17 protein-coding genes are annotated in these 17,942 nt (G+C 38.0%); 3 read left to right on the forward strand and 14 right to left on the reverse strand.

Annotated features, from left to right (window positions below):
• The first annotated feature begins 15 nt into the window (after positions 1-15).
• Both OIT90_RS18205 and OIT90_RS18210 read left to right on the forward strand, forming a co-directional pair.
• The gene (locus OIT90_RS18205; protein WP_058837864.1) at positions 16-492 is read left to right on the forward strand and encodes a YbaK/EbsC family protein; all 477 of its coding nucleotides are present in this window, start codon (positions 16-18) and stop codon (positions 490-492) included.
• 434 nt (positions 493-926) lie between these two features.
• Positions 927-1,964, forward strand: coding sequence for a PIN domain-containing protein (locus OIT90_RS18210; protein WP_474892812.1), 1,038 nt, complete (start codon positions 927-929; stop codon positions 1,962-1,964).
• Between the two features lie 300 nt (positions 1,965-2,264).
• Here OIT90_RS18210 and OIT90_RS18215 read toward each other — a convergent pair whose 3' ends face one another.
• The 14 genes from OIT90_RS18215 to OIT90_RS18280 form a co-directional block, all read right to left on the reverse strand.
• The gene (locus OIT90_RS18215; RefSeq protein ID WP_309217248.1) at positions 2,265-2,855 is read right to left on the reverse strand and encodes a hypothetical protein; all 591 of its coding nucleotides are present in this window, start codon (positions 2,853-2,855) and stop codon (positions 2,265-2,267) included.
• 58 nt (positions 2,856-2,913) lie between these two features.
• Positions 2,914-4,164: a tyrosine-type recombinase/integrase gene (locus tag OIT90_RS18220; protein ID WP_474892813.1), complete on the reverse strand. Its 1,251-nt coding sequence runs from the start codon at positions 4,162-4,164 to the stop codon at positions 2,914-2,916.
• Positions 4,161-4,367, reverse strand: coding sequence for a DUF3173 domain-containing protein (locus tag OIT90_RS18225; RefSeq protein ID WP_474892814.1), 207 nt, complete (start codon positions 4,365-4,367; stop codon positions 4,161-4,163). The genes OIT90_RS18220 and OIT90_RS18225 overlap by 4 nt, the downstream gene beginning before the upstream one ends.
• A gap of 20 nt (positions 4,368-4,387) precedes the next feature.
• Positions 4,388-5,419 carry a replication initiation factor domain-containing protein gene (locus tag OIT90_RS18230; protein WP_474892815.1) on the reverse strand — a complete coding sequence of 344 codons (1,032 nt, stop codon included), beginning with the start codon at positions 5,417-5,419 and terminating at the stop codon, positions 4,388-4,390.
• Positions 5,397-5,903 (reverse strand): peptidase, encoded by a 507-nt coding sequence (locus tag OIT90_RS18235; protein WP_474892816.1) that lies wholly within the window; start codon positions 5,901-5,903, stop codon positions 5,397-5,399. Before OIT90_RS18235 ends, OIT90_RS18230 begins: the two co-directional genes overlap by 23 nt.
• Positions 5,904-6,200: 297 nt before the next feature.
• Complete coding sequence (locus OIT90_RS18240) at positions 6,201-7,472, reverse strand: FtsK/SpoIIIE domain-containing protein (protein WP_474892817.1); 1,272 nt, start codon at positions 7,470-7,472, stop codon at positions 6,201-6,203.
• A 134-nt stretch (positions 7,473-7,606) separates the two neighbouring features.
• Entirely contained in the window at positions 7,607-7,969 is a 363-nt protein-coding gene (locus tag OIT90_RS18245) for a hypothetical protein (RefSeq protein ID WP_474892818.1), read from the reverse strand.
• Between the two features lie 60 nt (positions 7,970-8,029).
• Positions 8,030-8,353: a hypothetical protein gene (locus OIT90_RS18250; RefSeq protein ID WP_285605129.1), complete on the reverse strand. Its 324-nt coding sequence runs from the start codon at positions 8,351-8,353 to the stop codon at positions 8,030-8,032.
• A gap of 213 nt (positions 8,354-8,566) precedes the next feature.
• Positions 8,567-8,761 (reverse strand): hypothetical protein, encoded by a 195-nt coding sequence (locus OIT90_RS18255; RefSeq protein WP_285605130.1) that lies wholly within the window; start codon positions 8,759-8,761, stop codon positions 8,567-8,569.
• 211 nt (positions 8,762-8,972) lie between these two features.
• On the reverse strand, positions 8,973-10,514 hold the full coding sequence (gene guaA, locus OIT90_RS18260; protein WP_024424487.1) for a glutamine-hydrolyzing GMP synthase: 1,542 nt from the start codon (positions 10,512-10,514) through the stop codon (positions 8,973-8,975).
• Positions 10,515-10,700: 186 nt separating this feature from the next.
• On the reverse strand, positions 10,701-12,905 hold the full coding sequence (locus OIT90_RS18265; protein ID WP_474892819.1) for a DUF4129 domain-containing transglutaminase family protein: 2,205 nt from the start codon (positions 12,903-12,905) through the stop codon (positions 10,701-10,703).
• Between the two features lie 9 nt (positions 12,906-12,914).
• Positions 12,915-14,105, reverse strand: coding sequence for a DUF58 domain-containing protein (locus OIT90_RS18270; RefSeq protein ID WP_474892820.1), 1,191 nt, complete (start codon positions 14,103-14,105; stop codon positions 12,915-12,917).
• Positions 14,102-15,064 carry an AAA family ATPase gene (locus OIT90_RS18275; RefSeq protein ID WP_039176899.1) on the reverse strand — a complete coding sequence of 321 codons (963 nt, stop codon included), beginning with the start codon at positions 15,062-15,064 and terminating at the stop codon, positions 14,102-14,104. Before OIT90_RS18275 ends, OIT90_RS18270 begins: the two co-directional genes overlap by 4 nt.
• Before the next feature lie 102 nt (positions 15,065-15,166).
• A complete protein-coding gene (locus OIT90_RS18280) occupies positions 15,167-16,066 on the reverse strand; it encodes a cation diffusion facilitator family transporter (protein ID WP_059376152.1) in 900 nt (299 codons plus the stop codon).
• Between the two features lie 482 nt (positions 16,067-16,548).
• Here OIT90_RS18280 and gabP point away from each other — a divergent pair, with 482 nt between their 5' ends.
• On the forward strand, positions 16,549-17,937 hold the full coding sequence (gene gabP / locus OIT90_RS18285; protein ID WP_039176895.1) for a GABA permease: 1,389 nt from the start codon (positions 16,549-16,551) through the stop codon (positions 17,935-17,937).
• The last annotated feature ends 5 nt before the right edge of the window (positions 17,938-17,942 follow it).

The following is a 17,942-nucleotide window of genomic DNA, read 5'->3' on the forward strand; positions in this document are numbered from 1 at the left end:
AGAGGAGAAATGATCATGTCCATCAAACAAGTAAAAGACTATTTTAAACAATATGATATGGATACTCGAATTCAAGAATTTTCAGTATCTAGTGCAACCGTAGACTTGGCTGCTTCTGCACTGGGCTGCGAACCTGAAAGAATCGCAAAAACCCTCTCCTTTCTAGTAAATGGACAAGCTATTTTAGTTGTGACCTCTGGCGATGCAAAAGTTGATAACAAAAAATTCAAGGAATATTTTAAAACAAAAGCTAAAATGCTTTCTCCTCATGAGGTTGTTGATTTGGTCGGTCATGAAATTGGGGGAGTTTGTCCTTTCGCTACAAAGAATGGCGTTTCTGTTTATTTAGATATTTCACTAAAACGTTTTGAGACAGTCTATCCAGCCTGCGGGAGCAGTAACAGTGCTATTGAACTCACAATAAAACAATTAGAAAAACACTCCGGTTATTCACAATGGATTGATGTGTGTAAGGGATGGAATGATGAATGAACACATGAAGACGGAAGGAAAAAGTGCAGTTAAAAATAAAAAAGAGCTAGAGACCCTTGATACACAAAGGTTTCTAGCTCTTTTATAACTATTCCCACTCGATTATATATGGTACTTTAAAAACCTTTAGAACATTAAGTTTTTTAACTGTAGACATTAATTTGGTGGGGGGATTGGTGGTCTGTCTACCAATATTAAAACAAATTCACTCAGTGCCAATGTACAATTTAATCCCATATAAACATTAAATCTTCATTTTTTAAATGTACTTGTTTTTCATACCTTTTTCTCTCCTAAATCGTCCGAATTTATAAAATTGAAATGTTAAAGAGCAACTTTTCTCATAACAATATTAGTTGAATATTTTGCCCAAAATTCATTTAGTATGTATAATTAAATATTAAAGGCTTTAATCAAAAAAAGGAGAGAATTTAATGTCCTATATAATTATTTTGGATACAAATATTGTATTTAATGATTTTTTCTTCAAATCTGCAAATATGAAAAAATTACTAAAATTAACACAACATGATAAAATAGAACTCTGTATTACGAAGTTTAATTATTATGAAATCCTAAAAAAATTCAGAGATCAAATTAGACCTCAGATTAAAACAATAAAGAGTACTAGAGCTGATTTAAATAAATTAGAAGTATCCCATATAATTGATTTTGATAATTTGAAAGCTGATACATTTGTTGAAACATATAAGAATACACTTGATGAGATAATTAATAAGAATAACATAAAAATTATTGGTTTCCCTACATCAAAAGATGTAACTGAAACAATCTCACTTAAATACTTTAATAACAAGAAACCATTTGATGAAAATAAAATTTCTTTCCAGGATGCAATTATTTGGGAAAGCTTAGTAGAATATTATTGGGACAACCAACCAGATCAAATTGCATTTATCTCAACTAATCATAAAGATTTTGCTAATAAAGATAAAAAAGTTATTCATAAGGATTTAGCAGAGGATATTGAAGATTTATCATATTATGAGTCGTTATCGGAATTTTTAAAGAATGAAGAAAACAATTTAAGAGACTACTTTATTGATAACTATGAATACGATGAAGAATCATTATTAACTAACTTAAAATCATTCTGTGAAGAAAATTCGTTTATGCAAGATACAATTGATGACATGCTATTAAATGATCAATTTGAAGGTGAATATTTTAGTGGTTGGGGTACTGATGGATATATCGAAAATTACGAAATTTCTATAAACGAAGTTTCTAGGGATATTGAAGATGATACTTTGTTGGTACATTTTGATATCGAAGTAGATGTAAGTTTTAGTATTGAAACATTAGACCCAACATATGAACGCGGAGATCCTGGCGATGGAATGATGTCAGAAAGTAGTAGTACACAAATTTTGATTTGTAGTAATATAACTTACTTATTAGAAAGTGAAGAACTAATAGATTATGTTGAATTACACAGAGAATTTCGTTAATATTCCGAATCCATTTTGATTAACTTTTTCAAAATGGATTCTTTTTATCTACCGTAGAATACTAGTTAAAAAGGTATGTTTAACCATACTTTTTGTAAAAGCAATACCACACATTGATGCTTATTTACAGTCTCTAACTTCTTTTGAAAATATCCAAAGAGAGAAGATAAATTAAATTCTCGATAATTGTTATTCTAAAATCACCTTGATAATAATTGCAATTTTTTAAAGAAGATTCATTTTAAAATTCACCTTGTCAAAGATCTCTTTTTTAGATCACGCTGATGGTTAACCAATTCTTTATTGTGGAAATCCTCTATCAAAGTCAATTAAATAAGTATTGTACTTTTCAAAATGATTAGAGCCTTTATCATGATAATACTTTTCAGCAGATAAACAGATATTCTTACATAGTTCATCTATATTTATAGTGACTGTCTTGATTTTATCTTTTTTTAAGTCACCATGACTTTGGTTTGTATAATTTGAACTAACAGATTCACCAAATGAATCTGCACCATTTACTCCTAATGTAAACTCATAGGAATAATAATACTTTTTATCTTCTTTCTTTCCCCATTCTTTTATTTCAGAATTTCCAGCATGCAAAAAAGAACAGCGTAAAAAATAACACATTCTTCCTGTAAAGTAGGGGTTTTTTGCTTTAGCATAATCCCTAGTCCACCCTTTACAGTCTGCATAATACTGATTTACCCAATTATCAAACCACATCGCATACTGTTTCCCAACATTTCGCTTCCCATCATCAAATACAATATTCGGGTATTCAATTTCTCCACAAATATCAGGTAAAGTTAAGGCTAATGCAAGAGCAGACAAATAACTTTTATTTTTTAGAGCAATTTCAATATCCCTTATTTTATCTAACATAAAATTTTCCTCTCTTAATTTATTCTGTCTCTGATGATTAGCACATTATAAAGCTTGATCAAGTGCTACTATTTTTTAATACTTGATTGCCATTAAAATTAATGTTTGTTTGTGATGCTGTCTTGATTTTAACGTTCCCCTTCATTATTTCAGCTATCGCAGTATCTGCCCCACTCCACATATGGGCATAGTGTTTTAAAGTAATCTCTGGACTTGAATGCCCCATACGTTGTGATAACACAAGAACAGAAACGTTAAATTCATTGATTAGATACGAAGCATGGGAGTGACGCAATCCTTTTGCTTGAATCCTTGTTACTCCTGCGAATTGAGAATAACGTTTAATGATTCTGCCTATTGTCGATTTAATCATTGGCAATCCATCATAACTAAAAATAAAGTCATTTGAATTACCTAACCCTATCTCCAATTGTCTATTTCGCCATATTGTTAATATATTTATTGTATCATCATCAAGAGCGATAATTCTCTTTCCATCTTCCGTTTTTGTATAAGAATTTCTTTTCCATTCACTTCGCGTTTTCATAATTAACATATGATGGACACGTAAACGTTTATTTTTCAAATCGACATCATTCCAATGTAAAGCAGTACCTTCATTCACTCGTATTCCGGTCATATAGTAAACCCACAGCATTACAAAATTCAAATGTTCATAAAAATCTTCTATATAAATTTGGTTTATCACTTTTTCAAAATCTTCTTTTGTCCAATACGACACATTTGCCTTACCTTTTGGTATTGCTCTAACCTTCTTAGAGATATTCATTTCTAAGTATTGCATTTCCACAGCTTTATCTAAACTTTTACGGAACGTTCCAAATACTAGACTTGCATATGATTGTGAATACCCCGCACCACCATTTTCTTTACTTGTTAATAACCATGTGCGAAAATGCTGTACATCTTCTACTGAGATTGAACGAAGAGGGATAGAAGCAAATCTATCCCTGATCTTCTCTAATATTCTTTTTCGCACAGAGAATGTACTTTCTTCAACATTTGTTTGATAATAAGGTATGTACACACTATTCATAAATTGTTCATAAGTCATTTTATAGTTAGAATAGCTGTTAACCTTATGATATTCTCTTTTTAATCGAGTTAACTCTTTGTTTGCTTCAAATGCAGAAGAAAAAGGCTTGCCATTAATATCTTTTCTTCCTTTTTTTCGTATTCGTTTTCCAGTAATTCGATCAATACCAAATTCAGATTGATAAAAGAAATTTCCTTTATCATCAACATATACACCAGGATATTTCGTTGTTTGTTGCGTTTTATTTTTCATTGGGAGTTACTCATTTCTGCCAAAAGTGAAACTCCTAAAATTGATTCAACCACATCCCTCGGTACTCTCCCCAGCCTTTTGTTGTTATAATATAGACAACCTTTTTGTACCATGATTGCTTTTGCCTGCCTAATTAACGAAATAGCTTGATATTTCTTATAGCCTAGTTTTATTAAATCATCTTTACAAATTGTTGTACCCATCACACATATCCCTTTCCACACTAATATTCATCTTCGCTTACAAGTTCTAAAACACGTTGCTCGATTAATGATTGATCAGACTCAGTGATTTTTTCTTTCCCTATATGTACTAACTCTTTCAAATATTCCTCAGCATATTTTTCGCCGTATACTCGCCTAAATGATTCATAGACCATACTTATTGACTTTACAGTTGAATGCTCAACCCATTTTTTCTTTTTCTTTAAAGTCAACTTTTCACGCTGTACTTTCAAAGGTATTTCTTCAATACCTTCTATAAACTTTCCCCACCATTTCATAGTAGGAAGCCTATTTTTGTTATGTAACTCACTAACATTCTTAGGTTGTCTCTTCAAACAATAATGTGCTGATAGAACACCTTTAACTATAGCGTTCAATGGTTTCCCATTTGAGATTTGAAGAGCAACTAACATTGCTTTGTTTCCTGTCAACTCCAGTTCCCATCTAACCCATTTTCCAATGTTCACAACTTCATCTGCATTATCTCGTCTTTCTTGTTTCTTATCATAAATTCGTAAAATTTGAGGAGATGATCCTACGTACAACGTAAACCCTGTTAGTTTTCCATCAAGAATCCTTCCACTATTTATTTCAACATATTTATGGCTTTTCGTACTCAACTGCCCTCGTTTCACATAATCCTGTAGCGTTTTTACAGATGGAGAAGCATTATCGAATATATCTAATGCCAAATCTATCCTTGATAACTTCCCTTGTATTCCTAAAATAAATGATACAAATTTGTACCAATGCCATCCATCAATTCTTGACATGTATTCCTCATACTGCCGGCAAGCTTGTCCTGACATATCTACAAGAATGCTTCCATGATTTCCCGAAGAATGGAGTTTTATATTCGCAAAGCTAATGCATCTATCGTATGTTGGATAAGGTGACCCCTTAATCTCTGAAGAAAATTCAGAGATAGGGATTCCTAAAATTTCATTAGCAACGATTGAAAATTCACTATTCGGAATTGAACAACGAAAGTAATCAATGAGACACTGATTACTTCGATTTAGACGACTCATGTGCTTCACCAATGATATAACTATCAGCTTCAACTTTAAGCTCTGAATACTGCCATGTATCAATCATTGGTTTACCTTGCCCAACAAATGCTTTCTTTTGAACCTTTTTAGGCTTTACTTTTAGTCCCGAAAAGGAAATTGGAATGAACTCACCATCTTCATAATCATCTAAAATAGGTAGGCTATCCTGTTTTTCAACTATTACAGTAATAGGGGAGCCAATTTCAGTACCGCCATTTTGTAAGACGAGTTCGATAAATGGACGATCATATACTTTAAATGTGACAGAATACTTTCCAGTTTCAACTAACTCTCCATTTAGATTTTTTTCTTTCTCAATTCGAGTAGCAAAGCCGTCTTTCTGAATCAGCATGGCTGTAGGAATCTTAAATTGTTTAATATCAAAGTGGAAATCAGCCAAATCCACATTTTCCGAGTCATTTAACGAATGTAATTTAGACGATTTTAATATTAGTTTTCCCATTTTTACAGACACCTCTTTATCATTTTTTAAATCCCCAACTCTCGGGATTTCACACAGCCCTCTAACCCATGAGCACCAAGGGTTTCGAGCATTTTCGTTGAGGGAGATTCACCAGTGTTACCCAACTGGTGCGACTTTTTTTCGATTCATGTTGAGCAAAAATCGCTCAACTGGCCATCAATTTTTCTGAACGTTTTCGACCACTCCGTTCGGATGGCTCTGCCACCGCCTCAAACCTTCACAAAAATTGTCGGTCAATATTGGCTGTAGCTGTTTGACAAGAATAGCATTAAACACTTAATTTACTCTCTGACTCATTAGTTTTTCTATTTCTGCTATAAAATCAAAATCTTTGTCTATATACGGCGTTTCGAAATAAACTGGAGAAGTGTGTTTGCCATCTAGTTGTATGTAACCTCCACCTTTTTCTGTGACGGTCTTATATTCAACGTTTTTCGTATCAAATATCATATTATAGCCAATGGAATCCATAGCACCTAACCCAGCTTTAAACCCCATTTGTGCCCTTATATTCGTAGGTAGATCATCTGCTGATGGACGTTGCATAAGGATCTCGATCATTACTCCTGCTTGTCTACCTTTCATTACTAAAGTAAATACATAATCTAATGCTTCTTTAGCAATTTTCTTATCTACTGAATGCATAAAAGCTGAAAATTCATCAAATATCACAATAACAACAGGCAAATTGAAGTCTCGATACGTTTTTCCGAAAGCTGATATATCATTAAAATACTCCGTATATCTTCGTTCCATCAATTCGACAGTTTCCCTAAGAATTCGGCATATTTGGTTGGCATCTGTTGCAACTTTATTTTCAAATCCAGTAACAAATCTAAACAGACTCAAATCGGCTTTTTTAGGATCTATAATTCGCAAATCAGCTTGCGGAGTTAACTTCAGATAATTAACAATTTTACCTAATATAAAGAAAGACTTGCCCGATCCAGTGCCTCCTACAATGAGAGAATGGGGAACCTTATGAAGCTCATAAGATATGTTGCCAGTTATTTTGATTTCATCTGAATCATTTACGTTAGTTACAGTAGAATTTAAATCTATACGTTCATCTTTGTGCTTTAAAAATACATATTCAGCATAATCCACTGTCTTATTGGTAGAGTCTAGCTCCAAGCCTAAAGCAGCTTCTAAATTCTCTCCTAGTTTGGTTGCTTCTTTGGTAAACCTGTCACCATCACGTAAAATTCTTACAACCACATGCCTACTTGTTTCCCTATATTGGATGCGGATTACTCTGACAATTCTCTTTTCCCTAACAACTCTATCGTTTTTAATAGATTCAAAGTATTCCTCGTCATATAATTTCAAAGTATCAATCATATAAGCTAAATTGTTCGCAATCCATGATTTAGGATTCTTAACAAATTTAAAATAGAACCTTATACTTTTATAAATGGATACCGCCCAAAAAATGATGATGATTAGATTAACGAAACCATTAAAACTGATTGAGCGATACACAACAGGAATATTAATTACTAGTGGAGGAATAGCATTAGACACCATTCCACAAAAAGCTGTCAGCACAAAAATGAACACTCCAAGGAGATATTTTAATAAATTCATTTTCCTGCACGGAAAAACAACATGATGCCATTCACTCTGCCTTCTACTAAGGATATTCTTTAGTGCCTCTAGCTTCACGGATCACTAACGCCCTTTCAAGTTCTATTTTTTATATTTACTCGATTCACTAATAATTTTACAAGGCCCACATGAATTAGCTTGCCGATTAAAACTAGAAGAATTGCAGATATTAATCCGCCCCAAAATACATGGGAAACATCAAAACTGTAATTTTTAAAACCTTGACCAAAGGTATCAAACTCTATCCAGCCATACTTTACTCCTGTCCCATAAACTTCACGAAGGTTAGTTACATCAGATGAAAACACATATGTTCTACCAAAATCCGTAATACCTGACAGCCAATTCCCCAATATCAAATAAACAATCGTAAAGGGTAGAAGAATTATGGCTACTTCAAAGATGAACTTGTTTATCACTTTAATTTTATTTTTCATTAAAATCTCCTTATTTCCCTAGTTAATAGAGAGTAACTAGTTAGCTACCCTCTTTTTTGATTACCTATACTCGATGAGATAGTTGTTAAAAACAATTCTCTTATGATCAACAATATCGTCTATCAATAAGGAATCTGTTAAATAATGATGATGATTTGAACAGTACTGTAAAGCACATAAGGTCTCTCTTGCATACTTACCGTAGACTTTACCTGCGTTGAATATCTCCTCTAACTTTTTTCTTGCAGTCTCTTCAAGGTCATAATGAGGAATGTTTTTTATTCCTCTAATCTTCCTTTCTTGACCATGGACTTTGCGAATCGTTCTTGCTGAATATTCTCCTTGTAGAAGCTTGCCCAATACACCTTCAAAATTTAAATTCATTTCTATTCCCCTTTCCTTATACCTTTTAATACTCTTTAAGAATCTTAAGGATTCTTAAATACTCTTATAGAGTACAATTAAAATCTTCTTAGGTCAACTATAATATTATTTAATAATCTAAAATATTCTTTAATCACCCTAAAAACCATAATAAAAAATCCGATAAGACTAACTTATCGGACTAGTTAAGTGATAACAGAAAGAGAATTAATTCTAATCATTCTCTACTTTATCTATATCTTTTTCATTTGGGAACTCTTTCTCATACAACAGAGCCATAGCTTTATTCAATACATATGCAGTTGTAACTCTTCCACCTTCTTCCTCCCACTTTTCTCTAACTTTTCTTTCCTTTTCTTCATTAGCCAAGGTTAAATTGTACGAAACTTTTCTTCCCATTTTAGCCATATTCCATCCTCCTTATACGCATTTAGGAATCCTTTAGATGCTTTGATATTATTATAGCATCCACATTATTTTTTTCATAATTAAATAACCCCACCTATATATTGGTGGGGTTGTTGGGGGGTATCTATATTAAATCATGTTTTTTTTCACACTCTTTATACATAGAAACTAGCCCTATATCAAATTAAATTAATCAAATCAACATACGTGTTTATTCCCACTCAATCGTAGCAGGCGGCTTACTCGTAATATCATACACCACGCGGTTAATATGCTTCACTTCATTCACGATACGAGTCGAGATCTTCTCAAGTACATCCCAAGGGATTCTTGCCCAGTCACTCGTCATACCATCAATAGAAGTAACAGCACGGATACCGATTGTGTAGTCGTATGTTCTTGCGTCACCCATAACACCTACGCTGCGGATGTCTGGGAGAACCGTGAAGTATTGCCAGATGTCGCGCTCAAGGCCGAAGTTGGCAATTTCTTCGCGTAGAATTGCATCCGATTCACGGACGATTTCTAGTTTTTCTTCTGAAATTTCACCTAGTACACGGATACCTAGTCCTGGACCTGGGAATGGCTGTCTCCATACGATGTCATCAGGAATGCCAAGCTCTGAACCTAAGGCACGGACTTCATCCTTGAATAGCGTATTGAGTGGCTCAATCAATTCGAACTGCATGTCTTCTGGAAGACCGCCTACGTTGTGATGAGATTTGATTGTTTGTGCCGTTGCTGTTCCGCTCTCAATGATGTCTGTGTAAAGTGTTCCTTGTGCTAAGTAGTCGATTCCTTTTAGCTTGTCCGCTTCGTCATCGAATACATAGATGAATTCGTTACCGATGATTTTACGTTTTTGCTCAGGATCAGACACACCTTTTAGCTTGTTTAAGAAACGATCTTTTGCATCTACTTTAATCACGTTCATGTTGAAACCTTCGCTAAATGTTTTCATAACCCCTTCTGCTTCGCCTTTGCGAAGAAGACCGTGGTCAACGAAAATACATGTCAGCTGATCGCCGATGGCTTTGTGGATCAATACCGCCACAACAGATGAATCAACACCGCCGCTTAGTGCGCACAATACTTGCTTGTCGCCTACTGTTTCACGGATTTTCTGCATTTCGATTTCAATGAAGTTCTCCATTGACCATTTGCCATCACAATCACACACGCCGAAGACAAAGTTTTTCAATAGGTCATTTCCGTACTCAGAGTGACGTACCTCTGGGTGGAACTGAACGCCATAGAAATTCTTCTCAGCTAAGCTCATCGCTGAGTTTGGACAATGTGCACTTGTTGCATCGACAGTAAAGCCCTCTGGTACTTCAACTACGAGGTCACCATGGCTCATCCAAACGACTTGATCCGTTGGAAGGTCTTTGAATAAAGCAGGTGTTCCGTTAATATGAATATCTGCTTTTCCATATTCACGCTGGCTGGCCGCTTCTACTTTCCCGCCTAAATAGTGAGTCATGAGCTGCATGCCGTAGCAAATGCCTAGAACCGGAATGTCTAGATCAAAAATCTTTTCATCACAGCGGAAAGATCCTTCATCATAAACACTGTTTGGTCCACCAGAAAGGATGATTCCTTTAGGCGCCATTTCTTTAATTTCTTCAGCAGTTAAAGTGTGCGGATGAAGCTCACTGTACACACCAAATTCACGAATACGGCGTGTGATCAACTGATTGTACTGACTGCCGAAATCGAGAACCAAAATCATTTCATTTACTAAATTTGTCATGGTGTCACCTCTATGTCCAATATAGTTTTTTATAAACGCACAGAAAAAATGAGAGGAGAAAACCTGCTCTCAGTGTGAATCACGCTTTTGAAGCGCCCAGACTCACATCCGAACGCTTCAATTTCATGTATTTTAGAAGGTTTTAATATTCACCTATTCTAACAACAGGAAGGTACGCGGTCAAGACTATCTCCTGTTTATTAAATTTTCCCATAACTTTGCCGACTGCTGCCAAAGCGCCGACGAATCCTCTCGCCGATAAAGCGCACGTTCATAGAGCTGCGTCAGCTCTGACATGTCATGATCTCCGTCCTTGTCATCGATCAAAGAAGCGAATTCTCTTAGCGTCATACCTGGCTTTTTCTCAATTCCCCTACGCCCTAGATGCTTTAATAGAGCCGCATATGCATAGAAGAATGCTACATCCTCCGGCAGACGTTTCACCTTTCTTACAATAAAGAATGGCAGCCATCTTGTTCTGAATCGATAAAGCAACCAGCTGATGAATCCAAGCAGGACAATAGCTCCTGCCGCATAACCTACAACCCAACCAGCATGTACCATATTTGGCTTTGCCTTCGCTGCTTGTTCCTTTTGTTGTGCCGGCTGCTCTGTCTCCTGCTGCTGCGGCTGGTCTTGCTGCTTTTCTTCACTTGCATCAGAACTAGACTGATTTTCTTCTTCCTTTTGATCATCCGTTTGATCGCTTGAAACGGCTTCATTCGTAAATGTCTCTGGGTTTGTAAATCCTTTTGTCGGTTCAAAGGTGACCCAGCCTCTGTTTGGAAAATAAACCTCTACCCATGAATGCGCATTGTTATTGGTTACTTCATACACATTGTTTCCATCCATTTGTGTTTCATATAACTGGCCAGACGTATACCCTTTCACCCATCTCGCCGGAATGCCGATCGAACGAAGCATCACGATCATAGAGGTTGAAAAATTATCACAGTAGCCAATCATCGTATCAAATAAAAATTGATCCACATAATCTTCATTACGACCAGGCACAGCGACATTCTGCGTTTCATATGAAAACTTCGCAGATCCTAAATAATCCTCGATCGCTTTCGCTTTATCATACATATTGTCCTTCGTTTCCGTTAAGCTGTTTGCCAAAGTTTTCACACGCTCTGGAAGTGAGGATGGAAGCTGCAAGTATTCACGGCCAACCTGCTGATTCACCTGCTTCTTTGTCGGTACTTTAATTCTCTGTAAATCCTCTAGGATAAATGTAGGGGATAAAAAGCTGACTTGATAGTTCCCTAAATTTTTGGGTGGGTTTTGCATAGACGGGACAATTTTCTCCGTTTTGCCCATGATTTGCAGCGGAATGTTTTCCATTGGCGTCAGCATGATCGTTCCAATAGGATACACAGCATGATTAAATCGATAGTCCGATTCTATATCAACTCTCGTTTCATGCACCTCTGTTTTCACACGCTCGGTAAACCACCGATTCGGCACAGATTCGTCCTTTAGCCGAGTAGGCTTCGTATCATTTGACGCATCCTCCCAGCCCTTTCCTGTGTAAATACTTTTTGTTTCTACACGAAAATAAGTCGGCTCCTTTCCGCTCCACTTAAAGACTGGTGTACGGTCCTCACTAAACGGGCCGCCAAGCGCCGAATCATCTGCACTATATCCCACTTTATTCTGCCCGGCTGTCCCATCTTGATTCGTGACCGCCTTAAAAAACGGGACAGGATCGGGCCATTTCGGATCAGACTTTGGCAAAGAAGCACCGAGTGACGCTGATAGAAGGACAAGCGCCAGCATGGGGAAAAACCATTTTAGACGTGCTTTCTGTGACACCCGAACGCCCTCAGCTGAACGCAGTCGATCGAAATACAGCAATCCAAGCAAACAAAAGCCAAATACCATAATACGAACGATCGCAAAGGTCGCATCATATGGCGTAAACGTATCAAGAATTGTGACATACACAATCGTCATGAGTAAAAAGAAAAAGATACGCTGCTGATAGACCACCCAATAATGAAGCAAGTAGACAAGCAGCCACAGCAAAATATAAAACAACAATGTGCGGAAAGACGGATACATGTCACTCCACATGCCCATGCTCATTAACGTGATATTATCCTTAATATCAGCAAACAAAGCAGACGGATAGCCTGGCGCTGATTGATAAAAGATCAAATATAAGGCGAGCAAAATCAGTCCAGCACAAATAGGAAACGTCACATACCACTTCAGACGAAAGAACGTAAACAAACACGTAAGCCCGATAAAAATGATGAAATAAGACGTATGGCTCGTCTCTGTAAAATCTTGAAGTGGACGAAGCCACTCCCATAGCAGCAGAAAAGCTACAGCATAATAGATGAACAATTCAAAACGGCTTTGCCGCAGATGCGTATGCAGCATAAATGTTTGTCACCTCACAGTTCTTTCGTGCAGCCGGTCTTCAAATAAAAGGGTGATGCGTATTCCAGAGGCCTTGAGCCGGTCTGCAAGCTGTTTTTCTTTTGTCGTCAATCGGTCAACGGCTTTCTTCACTAAAAGCACGGTGATGTTGTTTCTATTTCGATTTCCAAAGAGACTTGCCGCAAGCTCCTCCTGCAGCTGACCTGTGACGACATATTTTCCTGAATGCTGATACTCACTCGCTGCTAACGGTTTATATTCTAGTGCGCGGGAAGGCTGATGCTGCACTCTTGTTAAATAATAAAGCATGTCCTGTAAATGAAGTTCTCCTTGATCGACTCGAAAGGCATACTGATCTCCCAGAGGGACAAGACCTGACGGCACTCCTTTTTTCACAGCCGTTTGAAGAACAGATGCTGTAATAGAGACAACTGTTTCATAAACAGCTTGATCAGTAAAATCAGCAAACACGACAAGGTCCTTTGCTTGATTCTGTTCAAATTCCTTCGTCATCAGCTGGCCTCTTCTGGCCGTCGTCTTCCAATCCACCCAAGCAAAACGGTCTCCTTGCTGGTATTCTCGTACGCCTGTTGTCACATGAGTCGGTTCATTTAACCACGAGTGAACCGCTTTGCCTCCATTTTCACTCAGTGACTCAGCAGGCTCTACAGGGATATCCAGCACTTTTGGGTAGACAAGCAGTTTTTTCTCTAGCGGAATGATGATTTCTTTTTCAACAAACCCAAACATATCACCCGTTTTGATTCTAACCGCTGTCAAATGATGCTCTCCCCGCGGAATATCATTCAATTGATAAGAAAATCTCCATGTTTTCCGAAACCAAGGAAACAGCATTTGCTTCATTTCAATCTGTTCCTGTAAATGAAAGGTGTCTGGCGGAGCATCCTCAATCATGACGTAAACGTACGGAAATGGATGTGTCCGCTTGATTTCAAGGTCAACGGACAGCACGTCCCCCGCCTTCAAGCGGGTTTGCTGTAATGTTCTCTTGGCTGTCGCGCGAAGCGGAACGAGCGCAAACAGCAATGCATACAAAGCATATGGTAAAAATGCATAAAAAAGGAACCAGCTCACAAACCCTCCCTGAAACATGGCATAACAAAAGGCTGCCGCAGTGAGAATGATGAGCATCATCACCCGTAACCATAATGAAACTGCTAAACGATGACGTGACTTCATTGAGTCATCGACTTTTGAACTGGCACGCCAATTTGCTCTAGCATTTGTCGCAGCAGTGTCTCCGCCTTCTTCCCTTCATATGTCGCTTCTGATGTCAAAATCATACGATGCGGTAATGTATAAGGCACCAAATACTGTACATCATCAGGAATCACATAATCGCGCTGATTCAAAAGAGCATACGCCTGTGCCGCTTTCATTAAGGCGATCGATCCCCTTGGACTGACACCTAGATAAACAGATGGGTGTTTACGCGTCGCTTGAGCAATTTCAACAATATATTCTTTAATGGATGCATCCACATGAATGGTTTGAACAGCCTGCTGCAACGCATGGATATGTTCCTTTGTCATGACAGCTTGGAGCGTATCAATCGGGGATTGCTTCTCCTGCAAGTTGAGCACCTCCAGCTCCTCGAGCATGGTCGGATATCCCATCTGCAGCTTGAATAAAAACCGGTCCATTTGCGCTTCTGGTAGCGGATAAGTTCCTTCATATTCCACTGGATTTTGCGTCGCCATGACGAAAAATGGATCCGCAAGCGGCATCGTTTCTCCGTCCACTGTGACACTGCCTTCCTCCATCGCTTCAAGTAATGCTGATTGTGTTTTAGGAGAGGTCCGGTTGATCTCATCAGCTAAAATAATCTGCCCCATGATCGGTCCTTGCCTAAATTCAAATTCATTCGTCTTTTTATTGTAAATCGACACGCCTGTTACATCTGAAGGCAAAAGGTCAGGAGTGAATTGGATTCTCTTAAACTCACAACCAATGGATTTTGCCAAAGCACGAACCATCATCGTCTTCCCTACACCAGGCACATCCTCTAGCAGCACATGCCCCTTCGCCAAAATCGCAACAAGGCTTAATATCGCAATGTCTTTTTTCCCAACCATGACTTTATTGATGTTATCTACGATTTTTTGTAAATCTGAATGCATCGGTTCTTCAAATGCCATCCTGATCCTCCTATCACGTTTCTGTCAAATTTCATATAGTCTAACTTTACCATACAACACGCATTTGCATATAACATCAGCACGTATAAAAAAGAAGCCTTCTCACGATGGAAAAGACTTCTTCTCTTCTTTCGGCTCACTTGCTGGCTCCATATGAACATGAGAGTGTAAAATATCATGCTCCTGTTTCATTCTGCGTTCAATTTCATCTGCAATATCATGGCTTTCTGCAATGTTCAAGTTGGGCTCGACCTCAACCACTACATCCACATGGACTGTACTTCCAAGATAACGCGCTTTAATATCCTTTAAATCGCCCACTCCTGGTGTTGCTTCAATGGTCTCTTTATATTTAGACATATCTTTGATATGAAAACCGTCTGTTAACGAATGAGAGGCATCTCTGAAAATTTCCCACGCAGTTTTACAAATAATTAAGCCAATGACAAACGCTGCAAGCGTATCAATCCATGCCAGCTGAAATTGAGAAGCGATAATTCCTACAAATGTTCCAATACTCACATACGCATCTGATTTATTATCAGCAGCTGCCGCATGAAGTGCCTGGCTATTGATCCGTTTGGACAGATTGCGGTTATAAATATACACACCGTACATCACAACAGCACTTCCTGCTGCCGTCCAAGCCGCGATCATATCCGGCGTTTGATGCTCAGATGAGAAGAGCGACTTCCCTGCACTCAGCAAAACCTGAAGCCCAACAAGCATCATGATAAAGGAAGCCACAAGAGACGCAATATTTTCCGCTCTAAAATGACCATATGGATGATCTTCATCAGGCGGCTTTTGAGAAATACGCAGCCCAATCAACACAGCAAGGGATGCAATAATATCCGTCGTGTTATTCAATCCATCTGCCGAAAGGGCCTCTGAATGAAACACGTACCCAATAATGAGTTTGACCGCAGATAAGATCACATAGGCAATGATGCTGACCCAAGCACCCGTTTCACCTTGTCTTAATTCGTTATAGCGCTCCATGTCGAACCGCGCCTCCTCACACATCACTTTTCTATTATTTATCTTACAAAGCAAAGCCCGTGTGGGTCTACAGCAACATGATTCGCTTATGTCAGCAAAATAGGATAAATAGAAATGTGTTGACCTAAGTAAACTTATTTTTACAAGGTCAAATGACCTCAAGACCTACTCCTATCAACCTTTTTCCAATTCTCTTCGAAATGGACATATCGTCAAATCTCTCTCCTTGGGGAAATTATCAGAATAATTTTATTTTGTGACACAACTTCCCCACCCCCTTTTTTATGTTATTTTAAGAATCATCCGAAGGAAAAGAGGGAACATAATCTCTCAAATCCTTTATACTTTTTAACATCATGTTAAGAGGTTTGAAATGTCAGTTTGATAACCTGTCCAATGCTGAATGACAATTCAGTGTGATAAAATTTAAAATATTCTAAAAACAAATTCTCTATTCATGAGAAATGTTTGGAGGTAAAGAAATGTCCAACATGACAAACGGTCTTCAAAAAAACCTTAAAACAAGACATATTTCGATGATCTCCATTGCTGGGGTCATTGGGGCAGGGCTATTTGTTGGTAGCGGCGCTGTCATTCATTCTGCAGGGCCTGGATCCATTCTTTCCTATTCTTTTGCCGGACTTCTGGTGATCTTTATTATGAGAATGCTCGGAGAAATGGCATGTGCCTATCCGACAAGCGGTTCTTTCTCACAATATGCGAGCGATGCTATCGGTCCATGGGCCGGTTTTACAATCGGCTGGCTTTACTGGTTCTTCTGGGTGATCGTCATTGCCATCGAAGCCATTGCTGGTGCTGCCATTATTCAATATTGGTATGGAGATGCACCTGTTTGGCTCACAAGTCTTATCCTCACAATCCTCTTAACATTAACAAATATCTTTTCTGTTAAATCTTTTGGCGAATTTGAATATTGGTTTTCATTGATTAAAGTCGTCAGCATCATTCTCTTTCTACTCATTGGTTTTGCATTTATCTTTGGTTTTGGCGGTCATCATACTTCAGGTCTTGCCAATCTAACAGGGAACGGCGGTTTCCTTCCAAATGGATTCAGCTCTGTGTTACTCGGAATCGTTGTCGTCATCTTTTCCTTCATGGGAACGGAGATTGTGGCCATAGCGGCCGGTGAATCAGCAGACCCAGTCAAATCTGTGACGACAGCCACACGCTCTGTTGTATGGCGTATTATCGTATTCTATGTCGGATCAATTGCTGTCGTTGTCACCTTGCTTCCGTGGAATTCCGCAAGTATTTTAACAAGCCCTTTCGTTGCGGTATTAGAATACATCGGTGTTCCATCAGCCGCTCAAGTCATGAACGTTATTGTCTTAACAGCTGTTCTATCTTGTTTAAACTCCGGATTGTACACAACGTCCAGAATGCTTTATTCATTAGCAGAAAGAGGCGAAGCGCCGAAACGCTTTATGAAAATTAGCAAACGTGGTGTTCCTGTAGCAGCTACAGTCGCAGGTACCTTCTTTTCCTACATTGCCGTCATGATGAACTATTTTTATCCTGAAACCATCTTTTTGTTCTTAGTCAATGCATCTGGCGCCATTGCCCTTCTTGTCTACTTAGTCATCGCCGTTTCACAATTAAGAATGCGCCGTAAAATCGAAAAAGAAAATCCAGAACAGCTTAAAATCAAAATGTGGCTGTTCCCATACCTCACGTACTTTACTATTTTGGTCATTTGCGCCATCTTGGCATCGATGCTGTTTATCGAATCCATGCGGCCACAGCTCATTTTGACGAGTATCATTACCTTTAGCGTACTGGCTGCTTATTTTATCTTTAAACCGAATAAAAAAGTGCCTGCAAATGCGGCGCTCGAAAATAAACACCCTTAATTTAT

Source organism: Bacillus sp. ABR, assembly GCF_056172715.1.

Excerpts from the sequence above, each read along its gene's own strand:
- OIT90_RS18265 (WP_474892819.1), bottom strand. The coding sequence starts at position 12,905 with ATGCTGCATACGCATCTGCGGCAAAGCCGTTTTGAATTGTTCATCTAT.
- OIT90_RS18210 (WP_474892812.1), top strand. The coding sequence starts at position 927 with ATGTCCTATATAATTATTTTGGATACAAATATTGTATTTAATGATTTT.
- OIT90_RS18205 (WP_058837864.1), top strand. The coding sequence starts at position 16 with ATGTCCATCAAACAAGTAAAAGACTATTTTAAACAATATGATATGGAT.
- OIT90_RS18255 (WP_285605130.1), bottom strand. The coding sequence starts at position 8,761 with ATGGCTAAAATGGGAAGAAAAGTTTCGTACAATTTAACCTTGGCTAAT.
- OIT90_RS18280 (WP_059376152.1), bottom strand. The coding sequence starts at position 16,066 with ATGGAGCGCTATAACGAATTAAGACAAGGTGAAACGGGTGCTTGGGTC.
- OIT90_RS18245 (WP_474892818.1), bottom strand. The coding sequence starts at position 7,969 with ATGAAAAATAAAATTAAAGTGATAAACAAGTTCATCTTTGAAGTAGCC.
- OIT90_RS18220 (WP_474892813.1), bottom strand. The coding sequence starts at position 4,164 with ATGAAAAATAAAACGCAACAAACAACGAAATATCCTGGTGTATATGTT.
- OIT90_RS18225 (WP_474892814.1), bottom strand. The coding sequence starts at position 4,367 with ATGGGTACAACAATTTGTAAAGATGATTTAATAAAACTAGGCTATAAG.
- gabP (WP_039176895.1), top strand. The coding sequence starts at position 16,549 with ATGTCCAACATGACAAACGGTCTTCAAAAAAACCTTAAAACAAGACAT.
- OIT90_RS18215 (WP_309217248.1), bottom strand. The coding sequence starts at position 2,855 with ATGTTAGATAAAATAAGGGATATTGAAATTGCTCTAAAAAATAAAAGT.
- OIT90_RS18250 (WP_285605129.1), bottom strand. The coding sequence starts at position 8,353 with ATGAATTTAAATTTTGAAGGTGTATTGGGCAAGCTTCTACAAGGAGAA.
- OIT90_RS18235 (WP_474892816.1), bottom strand. The coding sequence starts at position 5,903 with ATGGGAAAACTAATATTAAAATCGTCTAAATTACATTCGTTAAATGAC.
- OIT90_RS18230 (WP_474892815.1), bottom strand. The coding sequence starts at position 5,419 with ATGAGTCGTCTAAATCGAAGTAATCAGTGTCTCATTGATTACTTTCGT.
- OIT90_RS18275 (WP_039176899.1), bottom strand. The coding sequence starts at position 15,064 with ATGGCATTTGAAGAACCGATGCATTCAGATTTACAAAAAATCGTAGAT.
- guaA (WP_024424487.1), bottom strand. The coding sequence starts at position 10,514 with ATGACAAATTTAGTAAATGAAATGATTTTGGTTCTCGATTTCGGCAGT.
- OIT90_RS18270 (WP_474892820.1), bottom strand. The coding sequence starts at position 14,105 with ATGAAGTCACGTCATCGTTTAGCAGTTTCATTATGGTTACGGGTGATG.